This is a genomic window from Proteus sp. FZP2095 (assembly GCF_023701425.1).
Classification (GTDB): Bacteria; Pseudomonadota; Gammaproteobacteria; order Enterobacterales; family Enterobacteriaceae; genus Proteus; species Proteus cibarius.
Map to the genome: position 1 here is coordinate 1,661,839 of NZ_JAMQBJ010000001.1, position 22,669 is coordinate 1,684,507.

The 22,669-nt window shown below is 38.4% G+C and carries 16 protein-coding genes; 4 read left to right on the top strand and 12 right to left on the bottom strand.

The window, feature by feature from the left end; genetic code table 11:
* Positions 1-78: 78 nt before the first annotated feature.
* The gene (trmJ, locus tag NBG71_RS08080) at positions 79-807 is read right to left on the bottom strand and encodes a tRNA (cytosine(32)/uridine(32)-2'-O)-methyltransferase TrmJ (protein ID WP_075670474.1); all 729 of its coding nucleotides are present in this window, start codon (positions 805-807) and stop codon (positions 79-81) included.
* A 124-nt stretch (positions 808-931) separates the two neighbouring features.
* On the opposite strand from trmJ, the gene suhB reads away from it, so the two are divergent.
* Positions 932-1,735 (top strand): inositol-1-monophosphatase, encoded by an 804-nt coding sequence (gene suhB / locus NBG71_RS08085; protein ID WP_023581619.1) that lies wholly within the window; start codon positions 932-934, stop codon positions 1,733-1,735.
* A 64-nt stretch (positions 1,736-1,799) separates the two neighbouring features.
* Here suhB and NBG71_RS08090 read toward each other — a convergent pair whose 3' ends face one another.
* The 4 genes from NBG71_RS08090 to glyA all read right to left on the bottom strand — a co-directional run bounded on the left by NBG71_RS08090 (position 1,800) and on the right by glyA (position 6,446).
* The gene (locus NBG71_RS08090) at positions 1,800-2,471 is read right to left on the bottom strand and encodes a CerR family C-terminal domain-containing protein (RefSeq protein WP_250916746.1); all 672 of its coding nucleotides are present in this window, start codon (positions 2,469-2,471) and stop codon (positions 1,800-1,802) included.
* Between the two features lie 37 nt (positions 2,472-2,508).
* Positions 2,509-3,777, bottom strand: coding sequence for a M24 family metallopeptidase (locus NBG71_RS08095; protein ID WP_099659377.1), 1,269 nt, complete (start codon positions 3,775-3,777; stop codon positions 2,509-2,511).
* 168 nt (positions 3,778-3,945) lie between these two features.
* Positions 3,946-5,100 (bottom strand): 3-phenylpropionate MFS transporter, encoded by a 1,155-nt coding sequence (locus NBG71_RS08100; protein WP_164530599.1) that lies wholly within the window; start codon positions 5,098-5,100, stop codon positions 3,946-3,948.
* Positions 5,101-5,192: 92 nt separating this feature from the next.
* Positions 5,193-6,446, bottom strand: a complete 1,254-nt coding sequence (gene glyA / locus NBG71_RS08105; RefSeq protein WP_075670466.1) for a serine hydroxymethyltransferase — start codon at positions 6,444-6,446, stop codon at positions 5,193-5,195.
* Positions 6,447-6,812: 366 nt separating this feature from the next.
* Here glyA and hmpA point away from each other — a divergent pair, with 366 nt between their 5' ends.
* Positions 6,813-8,012 carry an NO-inducible flavohemoprotein gene (hmpA, locus tag NBG71_RS08110; protein ID WP_099659375.1) on the top strand — a complete coding sequence of 400 codons (1,200 nt, stop codon included), beginning with the start codon at positions 6,813-6,815 and terminating at the stop codon, positions 8,010-8,012.
* An 89-nt stretch (positions 8,013-8,101) separates the two neighbouring features.
* Here hmpA and NBG71_RS08115 read toward each other — a convergent pair whose 3' ends face one another.
* The 7 genes from NBG71_RS08115 to purL form a co-directional block, all read right to left on the bottom strand.
* Positions 8,102-8,749 carry a hypothetical protein gene (locus NBG71_RS08115; protein WP_075670462.1) on the bottom strand — a complete coding sequence of 216 codons (648 nt, stop codon included), beginning with the start codon at positions 8,747-8,749 and terminating at the stop codon, positions 8,102-8,104.
* Positions 8,750-9,027: 278 nt separating this feature from the next.
* Positions 9,028-9,366, bottom strand: a complete 339-nt coding sequence (gene glnB / locus NBG71_RS08120) for a nitrogen regulatory protein P-II (RefSeq protein ID WP_075670460.1) — start codon at positions 9,364-9,366, stop codon at positions 9,028-9,030.
* A gap of 15 nt (positions 9,367-9,381) precedes the next feature.
* Positions 9,382-10,998 (bottom strand): NAD+ synthase, encoded by a 1,617-nt coding sequence (locus NBG71_RS08125; RefSeq protein ID WP_156733757.1) that lies wholly within the window; start codon positions 10,996-10,998, stop codon positions 9,382-9,384.
* Positions 10,999-11,071: 73 nt separating this feature from the next.
* Positions 11,072-12,409 (bottom strand): two-component system response regulator GlrR, encoded by a 1,338-nt coding sequence (gene glrR, locus NBG71_RS08130; protein WP_075670456.1) that lies wholly within the window; start codon positions 12,407-12,409, stop codon positions 11,072-11,074.
* 11 nt (positions 12,410-12,420) lie between these two features.
* A complete protein-coding gene (gene qseG / locus NBG71_RS08135; RefSeq protein WP_238795193.1) occupies positions 12,421-13,476 on the bottom strand; it encodes a two-component system QseEF-associated lipoprotein QseG in 1,056 nt (351 codons plus the stop codon).
* On the bottom strand, positions 13,476-14,924 hold the full coding sequence (locus NBG71_RS08140; protein WP_075670452.1) for a sensor histidine kinase: 1,449 nt from the start codon (positions 14,922-14,924) through the stop codon (positions 13,476-13,478). The genes qseG and NBG71_RS08140 overlap by 1 nt, the downstream gene beginning before the upstream one ends.
* Before the next feature lie 691 nt (positions 14,925-15,615).
* Positions 15,616-19,506, bottom strand: a complete 3,891-nt coding sequence (purL, locus tag NBG71_RS08145; RefSeq protein WP_164530600.1) for a phosphoribosylformylglycinamidine synthase — start codon at positions 19,504-19,506, stop codon at positions 15,616-15,618.
* A 264-nt stretch (positions 19,507-19,770) separates the two neighbouring features.
* Between purL and mltF the strand changes: the two genes are divergently transcribed.
* Together mltF and NBG71_RS08155 are read left to right on the top strand one after the other, a co-directional pair.
* The gene (mltF, locus tag NBG71_RS08150) at positions 19,771-21,243 is read left to right on the top strand and encodes a membrane-bound lytic murein transglycosylase MltF (protein ID WP_250916747.1); all 1,473 of its coding nucleotides are present in this window, start codon (positions 19,771-19,773) and stop codon (positions 21,241-21,243) included.
* An 811-nt stretch (positions 21,244-22,054) separates the two neighbouring features.
* Positions 22,055-22,603 carry a fimbrial protein gene (locus NBG71_RS08155; protein ID WP_075670446.1) on the top strand — a complete coding sequence of 183 codons (549 nt, stop codon included), beginning with the start codon at positions 22,055-22,057 and terminating at the stop codon, positions 22,601-22,603.
* Positions 22,604-22,669: the final 66 nt, after the last annotated feature.

Here is a 22,669-nt window from a genome sequence, read left to right on the forward strand (position 1 = left end):
AGTCAACTATTTATCCGAGTGTTTTAGTCAAGTATTATACTCAGCCAAAAGTTGACTTAAGTTAATCAACTTTGCCCTCTATTTCTTAGCCCATTTCTCAACTGACGTTAGGATACCACGTAAGATATGAAGCTCTTGTGTTTCTGGACGTGCTCGCGTAAATAGACGGCGTAAACGGCTCATCACTTGTCCCGGATGTTTAGGACGAATAAAGCCAGATTCATTAAGCACCTGCTCTAAGTGAACGTAAAAACGTTCTATATCGTCTGCTGGTGGATAATCAATCTCTGATGGGTTATTTTCCTCTTGTTTTTCTTCTTGGGCAAGTGCTGCCATACGAATTTCATAACTAACAAGCTGAACAGCCATCGCTAAATTTAAAGAACCATATTCTGGATTAGTCGGAACATACAGATGAAAATCACATTTTTGTAATTCTTCATTAGTTAAACCTGTACGTTCACGGCCAAAAATAACAGCAACAGGTTTATTTTTAGCTTCCATAACACAACGTTCACCACATTCACGTGGTGCAAGCATTGGCCAAGAAAGTGTACGACTACGGGCACTTGTTCCTATGACTAAACCACAGCCTTCAATCGCTTCATCGATACTATTAACAATATGTGCATTGCCAATAACATCACTTGCACCTGCTGATAGGGCAATAGAATGTGAATCTGGTTTTTCTTTTGGATTAACAAAATAAAGATTGGTTAATCCCATAGTTTTCATAGCTCGAGCTGTAGAGCCCATATTGCCTGTATGCGAGGTTTCTACAAGGATGATGCGAATATTTTCTAACATTGATTTCTTGTTAATTGCTTTGTGATCCATCTATTTTATCACAATTGTAGCCAGAAACACGAATGCCTGTTATACTCTCGCACGTTTTTTATCCCCGTTCTTTAACATCTTGTGGAAGATAACCATGCATCCGATGCTGAATATTGCCATACGTGCCGCACGTAAGGCTGGTAATTTAATCGCCAAAAATTACGAAAATCCTGAATCTGTAGAAACTAATCAGAAAGGTACCAATGATTTTGTCACTAACGTTGACCGTGACGCAGAACAAGCAATCATTGAAATCATCCGTAAATCTTATCCAAAACACACCATTATTACGGAAGAAAGTGGCGAGTTACTCGGTGAAGATCACGACATACAATGGGTTATTGATCCACTTGATGGCACTACTAACTTCATTAAACGTCTTCCACACTTCTCTGTTTCTATTGCTGTACGCATTAAAGGCCGTACTGAAGTTGCTGTTGTTTACGATCCTATGCGTAACGAATTATTCTCAGCCGTTCGTGGTCAAGGCGCTCAATTAAACGGTTATCGTCTACGTGGCTCTAATGCTCGCGATTTAGACGGTGCTGTTCTTGCGACTGGTTTCCCATTCAAAAGTAAACAACATTCGGCCGCTTACATGAATATGTTAGGCAAACTGTTTGTACCTTGTGCTGATTTCCGTCGCACAGGTTCAGCTGCATTAGATTTAGCTTATGTTGCAGCAGGCCGTGTTGATGGTTTCTTTGAGATTGGCTTAAAACCTTGGGATTTCTTAGGTGGCGAATTAATCGCTCGTGAAGCAGGTGCTATCGTTTCTGACTTTACTGGTAATCATGGCTACCTACAAACAGGTAATATTGTTGCAGGTAACCCACGCGTTGTCAGAGCACTATTAGCTGAAATTCGTAGTGAATTAACAGACGCATTAAAACGTTAATTTCGTTGATACGAATAAAAAATATAAGAGAAAAAGACCATAATATTATGGTCTTTTTTATTGCCTACGGATTTATCGTTAATAGTGCATTTACTGATAATTGGTTAATTTCTTTGGCTATTTTATCTAATAATTGCGATGTCATTTCTTGTTTATCAATACGTAATAAAAATGCTTTTCTCGCGATCACAAACCCAAGTATTTGCCCAATAACGGCATGAGCACGAATAGTAGTAGTCAATGTATCACTCTTTTTATCGATTAATTCGATGAGATGAGATAGCCGTAAATGAAAAGGCTCAATTAAGTTATGATAAATCAACTCATAATTTTCAGTCGGTTCCAATTGCTCACGTAAAATCAGCTGACTGTAATAATGACGTTCAGGTGCTAATAAAGCGCGTGTTAATCCCGTGACTAATAAAGGGATCAGAGAAGCAAGTAATTCACGATCTAACTTATTCTCTTTTAATAAAAACTGAAGCTTATTATCAAATTGGTCAAAATGAATTTCTGACGCTAATTCTGTCGCAATATATTGAATAACAGCGGTATAAACGCCTAGTTTTCCACCAAAATGATAAGGAATTGCTGATTGATTAACACCAGCATCCTGCGCAAGTTGTCTCGTTCTCAACCCACTAATTCCGTATAGTGCAAAAAGCTTAATACCTTCTTGTACTAACTTTTCTTGAGTCTGTTCTGTACTCATTGCGGTTTTACTGGTGTTTTTCATTATTTATTAAATATTTATTAAATATTTATTATTAGGCTTATAAATCAGCCCGCATTAATTGTGTTGAGTTTGAATTTAACTCAATCCCTTTACTTTTACCAACTACAACCGTACCACCTAAGTTACATAAGTGATGACCAAAGCCACAGTTAGGCTCAAACGCAAACGTCATACCTTCTTGTAATACAAGCTCTCGACCTGGATTTGGTAATCGTTCAATTTGTTTATAACGACTCGCCAATGGTAATGATTCGATACCCGGAGCAGTACCAAAACCAATAGGTCCATAAGGATTGATGCTATGGATAAGTGGATGCACATGCCATCCCCCTGATTGTAATAATGGTTTTTCCATTAAATCAACCACTTCACCAAAAGTAATGCCAGCCTTTAAATGCTCAACACCTATTTCATAACATTCACGAGCAACCAAAGCCGCTTTTTCTAAATTCTCATGAATTTTACCCACAGCAACGGCAGCTTGGTGTTGTGTTTCATACATTCCATATAAAGCGAAAATTTCTGATAGCACAATGTCGCCTATTTGAATTTCACGTGGAGCTTGTGAGCGATATTGCCAAGCTGGAGGGCCCCAACCGATATATTCAGAACCTGATCCCATTAGAATTTCAGCCGTAAACCCACCTCTGGATAGGCAAGTTGCAGTAATAGCGGCCGCAAGATCGGCTTCTGTCGCCCCTGGTCTGGTTGTGATGCGCATTGCTTCACTCATTGCTTCACCAATAGCTGCAGCATATCTTACATGTGTCAGTTCTTCTTCACTTTTAACGGATGCACGTTTAAAGAAATCACGATAAACACAGCTAAATTTCGCATAAGGGAATGCATCCTTAATACCGTTTAGAGTATTAAATGGCATTGCACCATCAAAATAGAATGGAGGATAAGGCTCTAACCCAATAACACCAATATGTGCATTTTGTTGCACACCCATTTCTTTCAGTAATTGAGCAATATTACACCCTGTCTTTCCTACAACAAGATTGTCTTCATCAATCCACTGCAAATCACCACGTAGTTTGGCCTGCATATGATCAGCGATCATCATTGGTGCAAAAGTGACTATCAATGGTTTTTTATCTTCATGAAAAATAACAACAGACCCTAACCGGTCATTTGTAAAGTAGTGGTCAATACAAAATGGCGCTGGTGCGGCGGATTCTCTATCGCCATAGACAATCAATGTATCTAACTGATTATCTTTCATAATATCTCTAGCTAACTGCCAACGTCTGTCTCTTTCTTGTAAAGAAAAACTGGCTGGGATCACCGATTTATTGTTCATAATAATACCTTTTTTATATTCATTCATTTGAATGAACTAAATCTAAATCTAATATTTAGAATGGTCAATTATTCGCTTGATCAAAAAATGCGCTTTTTAAAGGCAAAAAGAAAAAGATCTGCAATATCAAGGGACATTACAGATCTTAATTTTTATAAAATAGAGGAATTAGGTATTTTGAGGTTGTATTCTTGGTCTGATAAACATAGCAGGGATCGTTAATGCTGCCATTAACCAGAAGATCAACGACTCTTGATTAGGAAGTTTTTCATACAACCAACCAGAGACAATGGTCATGATCGCAATACTTCCGCCCATCGCCAAAGCCGAATACACCGCTTGCAGACGAATAATTTCGTGCTCTTGACGTGCGCTAATAAAGCGCATTGCTGCTAAATGGCACACCGTAAACGTACCACTATGCAAGATTTGAACAACAATAAGCGCGGGTAATGCGGTAAAACTACCCATTAATCCCCAACGTAGAAGCCCAGCAAAAGCGGAAAGTAAGAGTAGATTTCTTGCGCTCCAGCGACGGAATAAACGATGGCTCAACATAAAAACAACCACCTCTGAAACCACACCTAATGACCAAAGATAGCCGATTGTTGCAGTGTCATACCCTGCTTTTTCCCAATAAAGTGCACTAAAACCATAATAAGCAGCGTGCGCACCTTGCAGTAAAGAGACACACAGCAGAAAACGCCAAACTGGTCCATCTGAAATGAGTTTCATAAAGGACACATTGCTGTGTTCTGCTTTTTTTACTTTACCCTGAGGCATAACTTTAGGGCGGAGCATAGATGTCAGGAATAGAGCAAGAGTACTGGCAATCAACCCATAAAGAATAATGGGATGCCCAAAAACATCAATTAAAACACCTAGCAATGATGAGCTAATAATAAAAGCAATTGAGCCCCAAACACGGATTTTTCCATAGTCAAAAGGAAACTGTTTTTGCCACGTTCCAGCTAGAGAATCGCCTAAAGGCACCATCGGTGAAAAGAAAACGTTAAATCCTGTCATCACAAAGAATAACCATGCCCAATGGCTACCCATCATAAATGAAACAGTAAAAAGTAATGAGAGAAAAGCAAACAATCTTAATGCAGTGATAAGTTTTGACGGATCCTTTACCGCAGGCGTTAAAATTAGGCTACCAACAAAACGTGCGGTTAAACCTACACCTAATAACAGACCTATCATTGCAGGATCGACCCCCTCTCCTTTTAGCCATATGGACCAAAAGGGTAAAAAGATGCCGTATGAAAAGAAATAGGTAAAATAATCTAAGGCAAGCCACAATGTTGATGGAATAACCATCCAATCCCCCATTTTTAAGATGCAAAAAAACCCGCCAAGAACAAGTTCTCGAAGCGGGCTTGTACAACGGGTTTTATTATATCGTTACAAACTTATGCGTAAACTGGAAATTTAGCGCAGATATCCAAGACTTTTTGTTTCACTTTCTCAATGTTCGCTTCATCATTGATATTATCAAGGACATCACACATCCAACCGGCTAATTCACGAGCTTCCGCTTCTTTAAAACCACGACGTGTAATCGCTGGAGAACCGATACGAACACCAGAAGTTACAAATGGGCTACGAGGATCATTTGGTACGCTGTTTTTGTTAACAGTGATATTTGCACGACCCAGTGCAGCATCTGCATCTTTACCTGTAATATCTTTATCAACTAAATCTAATAAAAACAGGTGGTTTTCAGTTCCGCCAGACACTACTTTATAACCGCGATCTAAGAAAACTTCTACCATTGCTTTCGAGTTTTTAGCAACTTGTTGCTGATAAACTTTAAATTCTGGCTCCATAGCTTCTTTTAATGCAACCGCTTTACCTGCAATAACATGCATTAAAGGGCCGCCTTGAGAGCCTGGGAATACAGCAGAGTTCAGTTTTTTATAAAACTCTTCATCGCCACCTTTAGCAAGGATAAGACCACCGCGTGGACCTGCTAAGGTTTTATGGGTCGTTGTTGTAACAACATGTGCATGAGGAACAGGGTTAGGATAAACACCTGCTGCAACCATACCCGCAACGTGTGCCATATCAACAAATAAGAATGCTCCAATGCTGTCTGCGATTTCGCGCATTTTAGCCCAATCGACCATACCAGAATAAGCAGAGAATCCGCCAATGATCATTTTTGGTTGATGTTTTTTAGCTTGAACAGCGATGTCTTCGTAATCAATTTTACCTGATTCATCAATACCATAAGGTACGATGTTATACAGTTTACCAGAGAAGTTAACTGGTGAACCATGAGTTAAGTGACCGCCTTGTGCTAGGTTCATACCTAAAACGGTATCACCTGGTTTTAACAATGCCATATAAACAGCGGCATTCGCTTGAGAGCCTGAGTGAGGCTGTACGTTAGCATAATCTGCACCAAATAATGCTTTTGCACGATCGATAGCCAGTTGCTCTACAACATCCACATACTCACAACCGCCGTAGTAACGTTTACCCGGATAGCCTTCAGCATATTTATTTGTCAGCTGAGATCCCTGCGCCTGCATAACACGAGGACTGGTATAGTTTTCAGAAGCAATAAGTTCGATGTGCTCTTCTTGACGAGTCACTTCACCTTCCATTGCATTCCATAATTCTGGATCGTAATCAGCAATATTCATTTCACGTTTTAACATTCACATCTCCTGACTCAGCTAACTTCACTAAAGACAAACTCCCATGCGGGAGAAAGAATGGCATACAGTGTAAACTCTTTTTCTTCATTGAGATAGCCCCTAATGAAAAAATACGCAATCGTTTGCCATCCAACTATAACAGCACATTATTACTTTTTAATAACCTCATTTTATCCTGTACTTATTCCCCTTTTTGAGGCACATCTCGCCTTATTTTGCAAACACCCCGCATCATTCTCTAAGAATTGAGATTTTTTGTTAAAAAATAAAAACAGAGATTTACAAAATAATCAAAAAGAGATAAGTTGCATATTAAATACAATTTATAAAAATTCACAATAAACTGAAAATTTTTCAGGAGCAATTATGTTAGATGCACAAACTATCGCGACAATTAAATCGACCATCCCTCTCATTGCTAAAACAGGCCCTGCATTAACCGCCCACTTTTATGACCGAATGTTCTCTCGCCATCCAGAATTGAAAGATATTTTCACCATGAGCCATCAAAGCAGTGGTGCGCAACGCGAAGCCTTATTTAATGCGATATGCGCTTATGCGGCGAACATTGAAAATTTAGCCACCATATTGCCTGCCGTTGAGAAAATCGCACAAAAACATGCCAGTTTAAATATTCTTCCTGAGCACTATCCCATCGTCGGCGAAAATTTATTAGCAACAATTGATGAGATGTTTAATCCTGGGCAAGAAGTATTAGATGCTTGGGGTGCCGCTTATCAAGTATTGGCAGATGTCTTTATCAATCGTGAAGAACAAATTTATCAGCAAAAAGAACAAACAAACGGGGGTTGGAGAGGATTACGGAACTTTAAAGTTAAACATAAAGTAAAACAAAGTGATGTCATTACCAGTTTTGAATTAGAGCCTGAAGATGGACTTGCTGTTACTTCTTATCAAGCAGGGCAATATTTAAGCCTTTATATCCGTAATGAGCGCCTTGAAAATCAAGAAATACGTCAATATTCATTAACTCAATCATCAAATAATAAAACCTATCGCATTGCAGTAAAACGCGAAGAGAAAGGTATTTTATCGAATTTTCTTCATGACCATATTCAAGAAGGTGACACTTTACAAGCTGCCGCACCAGGGGGCGATTTCTATTTAGATATATCACCAACAACACCGGTAACCTTAATTTCAGCAGGTGTAGGTTTAACTCCAATGCTGTCTATGTTGCACACACTTTCAGCTCATCAAGCTAATATTAATTGGTTACATGCGGCTGAGCATGGTGGTGTCCATGCGTTTAAAGATGAAGTTAATCAAGTTGGCAATCAACTTTCACACTATCAACAAGCGATATGGTATCGCACGCCACGCACTGAAGATGTACAAAATAAAGATTATCAATTCGAAGGCTTAATGACATTAAAACAAGTTGAAGATTGGCTAACTATTCCTGATATGCATTTCTATTTTTGTGGTCCATTACCTTTTATGCAATCTGTTGCTAAACAACTTATTGAACTAGGTATTAATAGTGAAAAACTTCATTATGAATGTTTTGGTCCTCATGCTGTTATTACACAAGACTTACAATAAAAATACCTTCATTAACGTTCAATTTTAAATTGAATAAAAAAGCGCTGGTTATATTTATCAGCGCTTTTCTTGGTTATTTTACTGCCTTTTTATGGTCGATATTTATTTTCAATCGCAGCAGGAATAACATGATCTTTAGCAGAAAAACCGTACCAAATAACACTAATTAAACAGAGCGTATAACCAAATAGTTCACTACCCTCTTCCACCATATTTTTAACGGCGCGGTTATAATCTTCACCCAATAATTTATGCCAAAGTATTCCCATTCCAAATAGACGAGAGAACAGTAAAATACATAACAGGCCAGCAACTAACATCCCATGGCTAGGATGAGTAATAAAGTGGATTAAGCCTTTCAACGTTCTCTTGCCTTCTCTAATTGCGATAGCAATACAAATAAATGTCACCGTTAGAGCAAACCAAACCCAAGAGCCGTGTGCTATCTGATCAAAAACGCCATCTAACTCACGAATTAAAATACACAAGAAAAAGCCCATAATAAGTGTGAACGCTCCCCGTTGTTCACTGTTTTGACATGCTTTAATAAAAAAGAATAAGCAAATAATGGCGACGATGATTTCTTGGCCTAATTCAGTTACTGACGTTTCAGAAATACCATTATCAAGAACCAAAATATCAAGAAAAATAAATCCCGTAGTGATGGCGATTAACACTGCTGCACATAAAAATAAAGCGAGACGCTTTAATAAATAATTAAACATTATTTTGCCCATACCTTAATAATTTTTTAATGTCGATGATGATAACTTTACTTAAAAGTTATTGAATAACATTTTGTGCCTTAAAATTTATAAAAAGCAGTAAAATAAATTGCTCAGCATCTTCAATAGACTTCTATAAGATATAAATAGCATTATAGGCAAAACATTAAAAAATGAATTATGCGCAAGAAAAAGAAAAAGCCCGATATTTTGATTAAAAATATCGGGCTTTAATAAAAATGAATAATATAAATATTTAGCTTAAGTTTAATTAATTACTAATAACTTAACTAAATAGCCTCTTCGTCTTGTTCGCCAGTGCGAATACGAATAACACGACTCACATCGAATACAAAAATCTTACCATCACCAATTTTACCTGTTTGTGCCGTTGTCATAATTGTATCTACACAAGTTTCAACAATTTCATCAGAGACAATAATTTCAATCTTCACTTTAGGTAAAAAGTCGACCATGTATTCAGCACCGCGGTAAAGCTCAGTATGCCCTTTTTGGCGACCAAAGCCTTTCACTTCTGTTACGGTCATTCCCGTGATACCCACTTCGCCGAGTGCTTCTCTTACATCATCTAATTTAAACGGCTTAATTATCGCTTCAATTTTTTTCATCGTATTATCCTGCTATTACCAGTTGTGGCGACCAAAACCGCTTGTAATTGGGTATCTGCGATCTTTACCAAAATTACGACTTGTAATACGTGGCCCAACAGGGGCTTGACGTCGCTTGTATTCATTAATATCGACTAATTTTATCACTTTACGGACTATCGCTTCATCAAATCCAGCCGCAACTAAATCAGATACAGATTTATCTTGCTCAACATAACCCTCAAGGATCGCATCCAAAATATCATAAGGAGGCAAATTATCTTGATCTGTTTGTCCCGGTGCAAGTTCTGCTGATGGCGGTCTATCAATAACACGCTGAGGAATAGCAGGCGAAAGCGTATTACGATATTTAGAAAGCTCAAAAACCAATGTTTTAGGCACATCTTTTAGTACATCAAAACCACCAGCCATATCACCATACAATGTGGAATAACCCACGGCTGATTCACTTTTATTGCTTGTAGTTAACACTAAACGGCGGCGTTTATTCGACATTGCCATTAAAATAACAGCGCGACAACGTGCTTGTAGATTTTCTTCTGTAGTATCTGCGGCAGTATCTTTAAACATAGGTGCAAGCTGCGCCATAAAAGCATCAAACATGGGTTCAATAGAAACCGTATCAAACTCAACACCTAATAAATCGGCTTGTTCTTTAGCGTCATGAATACTCATTTCTGATGTATAACGAAATGGCATCATAACAGCTTGAACACTCTCTTTGCCTAAGGCATCAGCTGCGATAGCAACGGTTAATCCAGAGTCAATACCACCAGATAACCCTAGAATTGCCCCTTTAAAACCGTTCTTAGTGACGTAATCACGCGTTGCAAGCACTAATGCTTGATAAACTTGCGCTAAAGGTGAAAGTTCCGGAGCAGGATCTGCCATTGGAATAATGTTTAATTCGTCGAATTCAACAATAGTAGTCTGTTCATCAAATGCAGCTAAACGATGTGTAATAGCACCCCGTTCATCAAATACTTTTGAGCAGCCATCAAATACCAACTCATCCTGACCACCAATTTGGTTAAGATAAATCACTGGAAGGTGTGTTCTTTGGCAATGTTCTTTAATTAGCTGTGTACGAACATGCGGTTTTTCACGATTATAAGGTGAAGCATTAATAGATAGAACGAGATCGGCACCCGCTTGTTTTAATGCATCAATAGGTTCATTGATCCAGATATCTTCACAAATTAACAAACCTAGGTGATAACCTTTAAACGGTATCACACAACGCTCATTTCCTTGTTGGAAATAACGCTTCTCATCAAACACACCATAATTAGGTAATTGCTGTTTGAAATAACGCGCTTGTAATTCACCTTTATAGAAAAATGAAAGTGCGTTATAAATTTTGCCGTTTTGCCACCAAGGATGTCCAACAACAATCGCTATTTTTTTGCTTGCTTGTTCTAAACGCGTAAGTTGTGTTTCACAACGCTGTTGGAAATCAGGACGAAATAGCAGATCTTCAGGAGAGTAACCGCATAAAGCCAATTCAGAAAACATGACCAGATCGGCCTCTTCTTGTGCTTTAACGGTAGATAACATGCGCTCGCAGTTACCTTCAATATCACCAACAACCCAATTAAGTTGAGCCATGGCGAGTTTTAGTTTACGACTCATAAAAATTAGTCTCTCCGCTATCTTCCGCATAAAAAGAAAGTTAGTTTAAAAATATATTCGTTATCTGAAAAGATTATTCTTTAAAATCATTAGCATCTAGCTCATGACGAGATAACAATTTATAAAACTCAGTTCGATTGCGCCCAGCCATACGTGCAGCTTGGGTCACATTGCCTTTTGTCATTTGCAAAAGCTTTCTCAAATAGGTCATTTCAAAATGTCCTCTTGCTTCTGCAAATGTGGGCAGCGCCGTATTTTCACCTTGTAAGGCCTGTGTTACAAGCGCTTCACTAATCACGGGGGCTGTTGTTAACGCAACACATTGCTCAATAACGTTAACCAATTGACGCACATTACCCGGCCAGCTTGCTGTCATTAAGCATTTCATCGCATCCGTTGAAAAGCTTCGAACAAAAGGTTTGTGGCGTTTAGCAGACTCTCTCAATAAGTGATTAGCAAGAATAGGAATATCTTCAGCTCTCTCACTTAATGTTGGAATACGTAAATTAACCACATTTAAACGATAGAACAGATCTTCACGAAATTCATTACGTTCCATCGCCTTAGGTAAATCACGATGCGTTGCAGAAAGGATACGTACATCAATATCAATATCGCGATTACTGCCTAATGGACGAACTTTTCGCTCTTGTAAAACACGCAATAATTTGACTTGCAATGCCATTGGCATGTCGCCAATTTCATCTAAAAATAGTGTGCCACCTTCGGCTGCCTGAAATAATCCTTCACGACTACTCACAGCTCCTGTAAAAGCACCTTTCGCATGACCAAATAGTTCAGATTCTAAAAGTTGCTCAGGTAAGGCGCCACAGTTAATAGCAATAAAAGGTTTTTTCGCCCTAGGGCTTGCGCGATGAATGGCTTGAGCAAGGACTTCTTTACCCGTACCACTTTGGCCATTAATAAGCACGCTGACATCTGATTGAGCAACTAGCTTTGCTTGCTCTAATAAACGTAGCATTTGCGGGCTACGTGTCACGATACCTTTTGACCACTCTTCATCTGAAACAATAGTTACAAGTTCCAGTGCTTCATCAATCGCTTTATAAAGTGCGTCTCTATCAACGGGTTTAGTTAAGAAGCTAAATACACCTTGTTGCGTAGCAGCCACGGCATCAGGAATAGAACCATGAGCCGTAAGAATGATCACCGGCATGCCGGGCTGTTGGCGTTGTATCTCAGCAAACAGCGCCATACCGTCCATTTCATCCATTCGGAGATCACTGATAACAAGATCTATTTTTTCTTTTAAGAGAAGTTTTAGTGCTTCTTGCCCACTTTCAGCGGTGAAGATATGAAAACCTTCACTTGTTAATCGCATACCAAGTAACTTTAATAACCCAGGATCGTCATCGACAAGTAAAAGATTTGCTGATTTATGGCCAGCCATGCACATTCTCCTTATTTAGATCCTGCTTCAGTCGGTTTTGAGCTTTGTATGTCAGTGTTAGTTTTGACTGGCTCTGGTTTTACCGCCTCAGGTTTTGTAGATTCTGATTTTGAAGGCTCTGGTTTAACCGCTGTTACAGAAGGTTGTTTTTCCTCACCCTTGGGCTTCTCTGTTATCGATTGCGTCGAAACGGGTTTTTCAGCCGGTTTTTCAACAATTGATTTTTCAGTAATAGTTTTTTCGGTAACAGGTTTTTCTGTATTCACTTTTTCTGTTTCCGCAGATGCAGCTGTCGCGCTTTCCGCTAAATCTTCATTTTGCGATAGCGAATCAACAGAGCCACTCTGTTTTCTATTCGATAACTGCCGTTCAATTTGGGTAAGGCTTTCAAGCTTTTTCAGTGTGACACTTAGTTCATGCTGTAATGCGTTATTCTCTTTTTTTAGCGCATCAATTTTATTATCTGTTTCTGTAGTTAAACGACGATAACGATTCTTTTCTTCTGCTAAAGAAAGAATGAGCGTTTGGTTCTCAATCCATGTCGATAATAGAACTCGCATAGAACTCGGAAATTGTAATTTATAGCTTTCTAATAATACTAATTGTGTTCGGCGATCGGCAATCGTCACTCCAGCACGCTCTAATAAAATACTTTTATAAAATGCATCATCCCACCCAGTAACAACAATACTGTTTGCTTGGCGTTGTGCTTCCGTTGTCATTATGCGGTTTGTACATTCAATGGCTCGTAACCAATAAAGTGCGTTATTGATACCTTCATCATAAAATGAGCTTAATGTTTTACATTCAGCCCAACGATAATCAATCGTTTTTTGTTTAACAACAGGGATTTCTGGCTCTGGCTCTTGTGCCTCAGTTAGTGACTTTGGTGTACATCCAGAAAGAACCAGTGGAAACATAATAAACAAGAAACACTGCTTCCAATTTAATGCGATTTTTCTAATTGATGCAGGGGCCATAGATAACAATTCAATACCAAGCATCTTCTTATTTATTTTTTTATACTCATGATGAGGAGATGCTTGTTTTTGTGACCTGATATGCATTATTTAATCTCAGAAAGTAGCGGTAATTCAATACGAAAACAGACATCGGCATAGTCAGAAGGAACAACACTTAATTCACCTTCCATTCTCTTGATACAGTCATGAGCAATACTTAAACCTAAACCACTTCCTTTTACTGCCCCTTTGCGTAGCAAAGATCCTTGGAAGAAGGGTTCAAAAATCATTTTTTGTTCAGATTCAGGAATAGGTGTTCCTTTATTGGCTATATCAATAACTATTTTCTGTTCAACTTGATAACTAGAGATCCAGATATTACCTGATTCAGCACCATAGTGCACCGCATTCGAGTAGAGATTGTCGATAACTCGTGATAATAATGTTGCTTCTGCTCGACAAGTGGTTAGATTAAGTGAAATTATCGTTTTAATATCTTTAGCTCTCGCAGGTAAACTGTGGGCTAATACCACATCATTCACTAATTGAGTCAAGTTAATTTCTTCAATTTGCTGAGGAACTTCAGAAAGTTTACGATTATAATCAAGTAGTTGTTCAATTAATAACTGTAACTGCTTACTGCTATTATCGAGAATTGAGACGACTTCTTTTTGATCTAGAGTTAAAGGACCCGCAACTTCATCCGCTAATAATTCCGTACCTTCTCGCATACTGGCTAACGGTGTTTTCAACTCATGAGAAATATGACGCAAAAATTCATGACGTTGCGATTCAAGCCATGCTAAACGCTCACTTAACCAAATAATACGTTGTGCTAATGAACGTAGTTCTCGTGGCCCTTGGAAAGTATCTAAATTATTACTAAGTGTTCGACCTTCACCTAATCGATTGATCATCTTTTCAATCCCTTTAACAGGGCCAATAATCATTCGAGTAAATAGCGCAATGAGGATCAGGCTGAAAACAAAAACGATAAGACTTTGCCAACCGAAATAGCGCCCTTTCTCAGCAATTGCCATCTGGAGTTGTTCGCCACGGCTAAAAATAATCTCTTTAGTTAATACAACAATACGGTTATTGGCATAAGAGAACTGCTCTAGGGCTTGTTGCATCTCTTTTGTGGGTTCGCTACTTTCGCATTGAATGGATTTTAGTTTTTCAAGAGAGGTATTAAGCACATTCGCTTCTTTAGAGGCAGAAAGAGGAATAATGGTTTGTTGTAATGTCGAGAAGAGTTTGGTGTATTGCTGGTAGCGTTGCTGATACATATCATCATCGGTTTTATCCCGTAAAACACAATATCGACGATAGTTTCCTTCCATTTCAATCGCTAGATTTCGCATCACTTCACTACGTTCAGTATCTGCAAGTGCATTTTTATTAGTAATAGCTGCCTGATTACTTAGTTGATCAAGACTTTGATAGGCCTGATAAGCAAGTACAAGTAAAGGTAATAGCACCATCCAAAATGCCATTATCACAAGCTGTCTTAAAGAACGAGGGAAAATACGCCACTTTTTCAATGAAATCATCTCAACACCTATTAGAGTAATGCGATGCTACATGACTTGATAACAAGAAAAAAGTCCGACATTGGGAAAATCAGGCATAGAGAACAAACACAAACGAGGAAATTTGACAGGCTCTAGAAGTGGGAGAGCGGAATATCTTATTGAGATATTCCGCTCGTCAATATTTCATCTCTTTTTTCTCTAAAAGATAATGAAGGTGGTGCCTCACTCCACGTGTCGCCCTGTGTTTGATAAGGTCCGAAGACGAGTATCATGATGTTGGACGGTAGGCACCTTACTCTGGCGTCATTCCTGGCTTATGTGGTATGTTCCCACCCATATTGTGGACCGACATAAAAAGTTGAATGAGCAACTGATTTATATAATGCACAAGGCGTGCCAACTTTTAAAAAATAAATATAACAAGTTGAAAAATAATAAAAAATAAAAACAAACCTCTACTATTTTATTTATAGCTCTTTTTTATCTAGTTATAAAATAACCAAGCTGTCTCCATATCCAGACAGAGTTACCCTAAATTTAATAATTACTTATATTTCAAACAATTAAATGTCGCCAAAAAGAGACACCAAAAACAACATGTGTCGTCTTTTTTACACAACAAAAAATAATTCTTTTATTATCAATGAAATAAAGCCTCTAGCAGTGTAGAGGCTTTATGTGTTTATCACTAAGATAGTTTTACATTTGATTAATCAAATTGTTTTCTTGCATTGCGGAATAAACGCATCCAAGGACTGTCTTCCCCCCAGTTATCTGGATGCCAAGAATTACTAACAGTTCTAAACACACGTTCTGGGTGAGGCATCATAATGGTTGAACGACCATCTTTTGTAGTGACAGCAGTGATCCCTTTTACAGAGCCATTAGGATTTAATGGATATTGTTCTGTTGGATTACCGTAGTGATCCACAAAACGTAATCCCACTAAATTTTGAGCTTCTAGTTGTGCTAATTGCTCAGCATTACGGAATTCAGCAAAACCTTCACCATGAGAAACAGCAATAGGCATTTGTGAACCCACCATACCTTGTAACAACAATGATGGACTCTCTGTCACTTTCACTAAACTAAAGCGCGCTTCAAAACGCTCAGAGCGGTTGCGAACAAAACGAGGCCATAAGTCTGCGCCCGGAATAAGCTCTGATAATGTTGACATCATTTGGCAACCATTACAGACACCAAGAGATAAGGTATCTTGGCGCTCAAAGAATTGAGCAAACTCATCCCGTAAACGAGAATTAAATAAAATAGACTTAGCCCAACCTTCGCCGGCACCTAATACGTCACCGTAAGAGAATCCACCACAAGCCACCAACACATCAAAATCACTCAATGAACGTCGAGCGGAATGCAAATCACTCATATGAACGTCGATAGCATCAAAACCAGCTCTGTCAAAAGCAGCCGCCATTTCAACATGAGAGTTAACACCTTGCTCCCTTAATACTGCAATACGAGGACGACTCCCTGTTGCAATATAAGGGGCTGCAATATCTTCATTTGGATCAAAGGTTAAATTCACATTTAAACCTGGATCGTTGAGATCTTGTTTTGCCTGATGCTCTTCGTCCGCACACTCTGGATTATCACGTAAGCGTTGCATTTGCCATGTTGTTTCTGCCCACCAAAGACGTAATTTGCTACGCTTTTCATTGTAAACTTCGGTTTCACGGCTTTGGATAATAATGGCGTCATTTTCTGTTGCTTGACCTAAATAATGTAAACAATCCGATAAACCATATTCAGCAAATAATGCTTCTACAGCCTCTTGATGTTCAGCACTAATTTGGATCACACCACCTAGCTCTTCGTTAAAGAGTCCCGCTAAAATATCTTCGTCATAAGCGCTAATATCAACGTGTAAGCCACAATGACCTGTAAATGCCATTTCAGCGAGTGTGACAAATAATCCACCATCAGAGCGATCGTGATAGGCCAACAATTTGCCATCATTAACTAATTGTTGCATCACATTGAAAAACTGTTTCAACTGCTCAACATCACGAAGGTCTGCTGCTTTTTGGCCTAATTGACGATAAACTTGCGCTAGTGCCGTTGCACCTAATGCGTTATGACCATTACCCAAATCAATCAAATACAAGCGGTTTCCTGCTTGTGTTGATAATTCAGGTGTCACTGTTTTACGCACATCTTCAACACGAGAGAATGCCGTAATAACTAAAGACAACGGAGAAGTAACCTCTTTGGTTTTTCCATCTTTATCTTGCCAGCGTGTCTTCATTGACATCGAATCTTTACCAACAGGAATAGTAATACCTAACTCTGGACATAACTCTTCACCAATGGCTTTTACTGCATCATATAAACCCGCATCTTCACCCGGATGACCTGCTGCTGACATCCAGTTAGCGGAAAGCTTAATGCGATTAAGCGCTTCTACATCACAACCTGCCATATTCGTTAGTGCTTCACCAACAGCCATACGTGCAGATGCTGCAAAATCTAACAGTGCGATCGGTGCTCGTTCACCAATAGACATTGCTTCGCCATAATAGCTATCTAACGTTGCTGTGGTAACAGCACAGTTAGCAACAGGAATTTGCCAAGGCCCAACCATCTGATCACGCGCTACCATACCCGTTACAGTGCGGTCACCAATAGTAATTAAGAAGGTTTTTTCAGCAACGGCAGGTAAATGAAGAACACGATAAACGGCATCTTTTAAATCGATATCTTTACGAGAGAGATATTCACCTTCTGTTTTCAGTGATTTTACATCACGCAACATTTTAGGTGCTTTACCTAATAATATGTCTAATGGCATATCAATCGGTTTATTATCAAAGTGTGTATCGTTTAAGACTAATTCACGCTCTTGCGTTGCTTCACCTATAACGGCATAAGGCGCTCTTTCACGCTGACATAATGCATCAAATAGAGGCATTTTTTCTGGCGATACCGCTAACACATAACGTTCTTGAGATTCATTGCACCAGATCTCAAGTGGGCTCATACCCGGTTCATCATTAAGAACATCACGTAATTCAAAACGACCACCACGACCACCATCATTAACTAATTCAGGCATTGCATTAGAAAGACCACCAGCACCAACGTCATGAATAAATAAGATCGGGTTATCGTCACCTAATTGCCAACAACGGTCGATAACTTCTTGGCAACGGCGTTCCATTTCTGGGTTATCACGCTGAACAGAGGCAAAATCTAAATCCGCATCTGATTGACCTGATGTCATAGAAGAAGCAGCACCACCACCAAGACCGATGTTCATTGAAGGCCCGCCAAGTACAATCAACTTAGCACCAACTGTGATTTCACCTTTTTGTACGTGATCTTCACGAATATTACCAATACCACCAGCTAGCATAATAGGTTTATGGTAACCGCGAATTTCAACACCATTGTGGCTATTAACTTGTTCTTCATAGGTTCTGAAATAGCCTAGTAATGCAGGGCGACCGAATTCATTATTAAATGCCGCACCACCTAATGGGCCTTCAGTCATGATATCTAATGCATTAACAATGCGCTCTGGCTTACCAAAATCCTCTTCCCAAGGCTGCTCAAATCCGGGAATACGCAGGTTAGAAACTGAAAATCCAACTAGACCTGCTTTAGGTTTTGCACCACGCCCAGTTGCACCTTCATCTCGAATTTCACCACCAGAACCTGTTGCTGCACCTGGCCAAGGTGAAATAGCCGTTGGATGGTTGTGTGTTTCTACTTTCATCAAGATATGTACAGGTTCTTGATGATAGTGATAATGCCCTTTTTCTGTATCAGGATAAAAACGTCCAGCCACTGAGCCTTCCATTACTGCTGCATTATCTTTATAAGCTGACATGACATAATCAGGTGTTTGCTCAAATGTATTTTTAATCATTTTAAATAATGATTTATCTTGAGCCTTACCATCAATAATCCAATCAGCATTAAATATTTTGTGGCGACAGTGTTCAGAGTTAGCTTGTGCAAACATGTAAAGCTCAACATCTGTTGGATTACGGTGTAAGCGGCTAAACGCATCAACTAAGTAATCAACTTCATCGTCTGCAAGTGCTAACCCCATTTCGATATTCGCTTTTACTAATGCATCTTTGCCTTTTGCAAGCACATCAATAGTTTTTAGTGGTGCAGGAGTTTGCTCGGCAAAAAGTGCATTTACATCTTGATAATTTAAGAAGATGGTTTCCATCATTCGATCATGAATAAAACCATAAAGTTGTTGCCATTGAGTGTCTGTCATCGTACCGCACTCAATAAAGTAGGCGATACCACGTTCAATTCTAACCACCTTGGCTAAACCACAGTTATGTGCAATATCTGTCGCTTTAGAAGACCAAGGTGAAATTGTTCCTGGGCGAGGCGTAACAACTCGCATTTCCCCAACAGGCTCATGTTCTGTTAATGAAGGCCCATAATGCAGTAATTGACGTAATTTAATTTGATCATCTTCAGATAACTGCCCTTCCACTTTCGCGAAATGGACAAATTCCGCGTATATACCTTGTACAGGAAGATCATGTTCCTGACATAGAGTGAGTAATTTATTAATACGAAATGCGGATAAAGCGGGGGAGCCACGCAGGATTTCCATAGTATTGAGTTCTCTCTTTTAGCAGCTAACCTGATCAATCATTCAGGGGAAACGCGCCTAGTATAATAGAATAACCGCTCAGACGAAACCGTTTGCGTGAACAAAATAACGGCATTTGACTTAGAGTGTTTTAATGATTAATTGGTGTAATCAAGTTGCGTCTTGCCAATATGTTAAGCAAAATGCTCGATTACTGGAAATTTATCCATGTTAAAATGACGATTTTACACACAAAAACAAACAACGTTAACGAGAACCAACCTATTGAATAATATAAGGATAAACTATTTCGTTATCGTTATCATAGCGCTCTTTTCAGCGGCTATTATCGCGTTGAATATTACATGGCCAGATAGGCAAAAAGCGCAGATAAATAAGATTTTATCTCGTGGTGAGTTAAGAATTAGTACGATACCTTCACCATTGATAACGATGAACGATAAAAAGGACCCCGTAGGTTTCGATTATGAATTAGTGAAACGCTTTGCAGATTACCTAGGCGTGAAACTTGTCGTTAATATGCGGACAAATATCAACCAAATGTTTGATGATCTGGAGAATAATAAAGCTGACTTTATCGCTGCCGGATTACTTTACAATAAAGAAAGATTAGAAACGACACGCAGTGGCCCTGCTTACTTTTCAGTTTCTCAACAGCTTATTTACCGTAAAGGAACATTAAGACCACGTAGCTTTGATGCGTTAGATGGGCGCCTTGTAGTCACTGCTGGCTCTGCTCATGCAAGTTTATTGCGAACATTAAAAGAGACGCAATATCCCGAGCTTGAATGGGAAGAATCAGATAATCAGACAACCTCACAACTGCTAGAAGCATTATCGGAAGGCAAAATAACCTATGTATTAGCAGACTCAATCAGTGTTGCTGTACAACAGCGCATTCATCCTAATGTTGCCGTAGGATTTGAAGTCACTGAAAGCCGCCCACTAACATGGTATCTGCCAGATGGCGAAGATAATAGCTTATATGCAGCGATGCTTGATTACTTTAATCAATTATCTCAAGAAGATGTATTAGCAAGACTTGAAGAAAAGTATTTTGGCCATGTAGGCTCGTTTGATTACTTCGATACTATCTCTTTTATTACAGCGATAGATTCTATTTTGCCAAATTATCAGCCCCTTTTTGAAAAGTATGCAGATACCTTCGATTGGCGCTTATTGGCAGCGATGGCATGGCAAGAATCACATTGGGATCCTCATGCTACATCACCAACTGGTGTTAGAGGATTGATGATGTTGACTCGCCCTACTGCATCAAGTATGGGCGTTACTGACAGGCTTGATCCTGAAGAGAGTGTTCGAGGAGGAGCGCAATACCTTAAACATCTTCTTTCGCGCTTACCCGATTCTATCCCTGAAGATGAAAGAATTTGGTTTGCATTAGCAGCATATAATATGGGATTTGGTCATATGCTTGATGCCAGAAGGCTTACTGAGCAACAAAATGCCGATCCTGACAGTTGGTTAGATGTAAAATCAAGATTACCACTACTTAGCCAAAAGAAATATTATACTGACCTCCCTTACGGCTATGCCAGAGGCCATGAGGCTTATCGCTACGTTGAAAATATTCGACGATATCAGCTCAGCCTTGTCGGCTACCTTCAAGCCAAAGAGAGCAAAAACAAAATATTATCTAAAGATAAAGAGAGTGATAACGATGAAGAACAAGAAAGATCATCATTGTCATTAACTCAAGATATGGCTTATCAATAATTTTTGTAATTAAAAACAGTCTATTAAACAACATAGCCTCTTTTATAGAGGCTTATTTATTTCCTTTCTACTATTCAAAAAATCACACCAACCATTAAAGCAACCCCCAAATTAATATTTTCTTAATATTAAAAATTGTTACATTTTTTCATCCTGTTTTTTATCCAAAATAGGAAAAACACATGTGTTAAAAAATGTAACACTCATTAGCTAAAACACTCAGCCAATGAGTAAATCGTATTTAAAATGACCCAAGTAGTCATTTTAAGACTGTCAGAATAAGTGAAATATAAGAAAAAATTAACTTAAATACGTAGGAATTATCTCATTAGTTATTATTCATTTTATGATTATTATTTTTGGAGAAACTTTTTTTGCAATAAAAATTAACTTAAACATGCCTTTATTAACATCCAACCTATTGAATTATATATATTATTATAATCTATAATTGATTTTATTAATTTTCTTAACCTAATGTTAATAACATTACTTTTTGTAAAGTTAAAGTAATGTTAATTATATTGTCTATTAAATTTATCTGCCTGATAAAATTTTTCACCCATAAACTGAGTAATAAAAAGAATAAACCTACATAAAACTCTATTAATATGGAATAAGCAAGATTAAATATGAAAATTGCGGAAATCAACAAAACGTTATATCAAATAGAGAGCCTTTATTGATATCATATAAACCAGTCATTATTCGAAACAACTCGAAATATAATGCAAATCAATTTTTATATTCCGACATTAATATTATTTTTCTATAAATAATAATACGCACGATCTTCAAGGGATTATCTATAATGAAACTGAGTAAAATTGCTTTAGCGGCTGCTTTAGTATTTGGTATTAATTCTGTTGCAACTGCTGAAACTCCTGCACCAAAAGTTGGCGCAACTAAAGGCGAAATTCAATTAAAAGGTGAAATTGTTAATTCAGCTTGTGGATTAGCAGCTTCTTCAAGTCCTGTTATTGTTGATTTCAGTGAAATCCCAACTTCTGCATTAGCAAATATGCAGAAAGCAGGTAACGTTAAAAAAGATATCGAATTACAAGACTGTGATACTACCGTAGCAAAAACAGCCACTGTTAGCTATACACCAAGTGTTGTTAATGCAACAAATAAAGACTTAGCATCTTTCGTATCTGGCTCAGCTTCTGGCGCAGGTATTGGCTTAATGGATGCAGGTAGCAAGTCAGTAAAATGGAACACAGCAACAACACCAGTACAATTAGTTAATGGTGTTTCTAAGATCCCATTCGTTGCTTACGTTCAAGCTGAATCAGCAGACGCTACTGTAACTCCAGGTGAATTCCAAGCCGTTATCAACTTCCAAGTTGATTATCAGTAATCGTTTTATTTATTTAAATTAATTAAATAATAGATTAATTACTGCATTAACGCAGAGGACTTCCTC

Excerpts from the sequence above, each read along its gene's own strand:
- NBG71_RS08125 (WP_156733757.1), bottom strand. The coding sequence starts at position 10,998 with ATGAGTCGTAAACTAAAACTCGCCATGGCTCAACTTAATTGGGTTGTT.
- glyA (WP_075670466.1), bottom strand. The coding sequence starts at position 6,446 with ATGTTAAAACGTGAAATGAATATTGCTGATTACGATCCAGAATTATGG.
- purL (WP_164530600.1), bottom strand. The coding sequence starts at position 19,506 with ATGGAAATCCTGCGTGGCTCCCCCGCTTTATCCGCATTTCGTATTAAT.
- NBG71_RS08095 (WP_099659377.1), bottom strand. The coding sequence starts at position 3,777 with ATGAACAATAAATCGGTGATCCCAGCCAGTTTTTCTTTACAAGAAAGA.
- hmpA (WP_099659375.1), top strand. The coding sequence starts at position 6,813 with ATGTTAGATGCACAAACTATCGCGACAATTAAATCGACCATCCCTCTC.
- glrR (WP_075670456.1), bottom strand. The coding sequence starts at position 12,409 with ATGGCTGGCCATAAATCAGCAAATCTTTTACTTGTCGATGACGATCCT.
- NBG71_RS08140 (WP_075670452.1), bottom strand. The coding sequence starts at position 14,924 with ATGATTTCATTGAAAAAGTGGCGTATTTTCCCTCGTTCTTTAAGACAG.
- suhB (WP_023581619.1), top strand. The coding sequence starts at position 932 with ATGCATCCGATGCTGAATATTGCCATACGTGCCGCACGTAAGGCTGGT.
- glnB (WP_075670460.1), bottom strand. The coding sequence starts at position 9,366 with ATGAAAAAAATTGAAGCGATAATTAAGCCGTTTAAATTAGATGATGTA.
- NBG71_RS08100 (WP_164530599.1), bottom strand. The coding sequence starts at position 5,100 with ATGGTTATTCCATCAACATTGTGGCTTGCCTTAGATTATTTTACCTAT.
- NBG71_RS08155 (WP_075670446.1), top strand. The coding sequence starts at position 22,055 with ATGAAACTGAGTAAAATTGCTTTAGCGGCTGCTTTAGTATTTGGTATT.
- NBG71_RS08115 (WP_075670462.1), bottom strand. The coding sequence starts at position 8,749 with ATGGGCAAAATAATGTTTAATTATTTATTAAAGCGTCTCGCTTTATTT.
- qseG (WP_238795193.1), bottom strand. The coding sequence starts at position 13,476 with ATGCATATCAGGTCACAAAAACAAGCATCTCCTCATCATGAGTATAAA.
- trmJ (WP_075670474.1), bottom strand. The coding sequence starts at position 807 with ATGTTAGAAAATATTCGCATCATCCTTGTAGAAACCTCGCATACAGGC.
- NBG71_RS08090 (WP_250916746.1), bottom strand. The coding sequence starts at position 2,471 with ATGAAAAACACCAGTAAAACCGCAATGAGTACAGAACAGACTCAAGAA.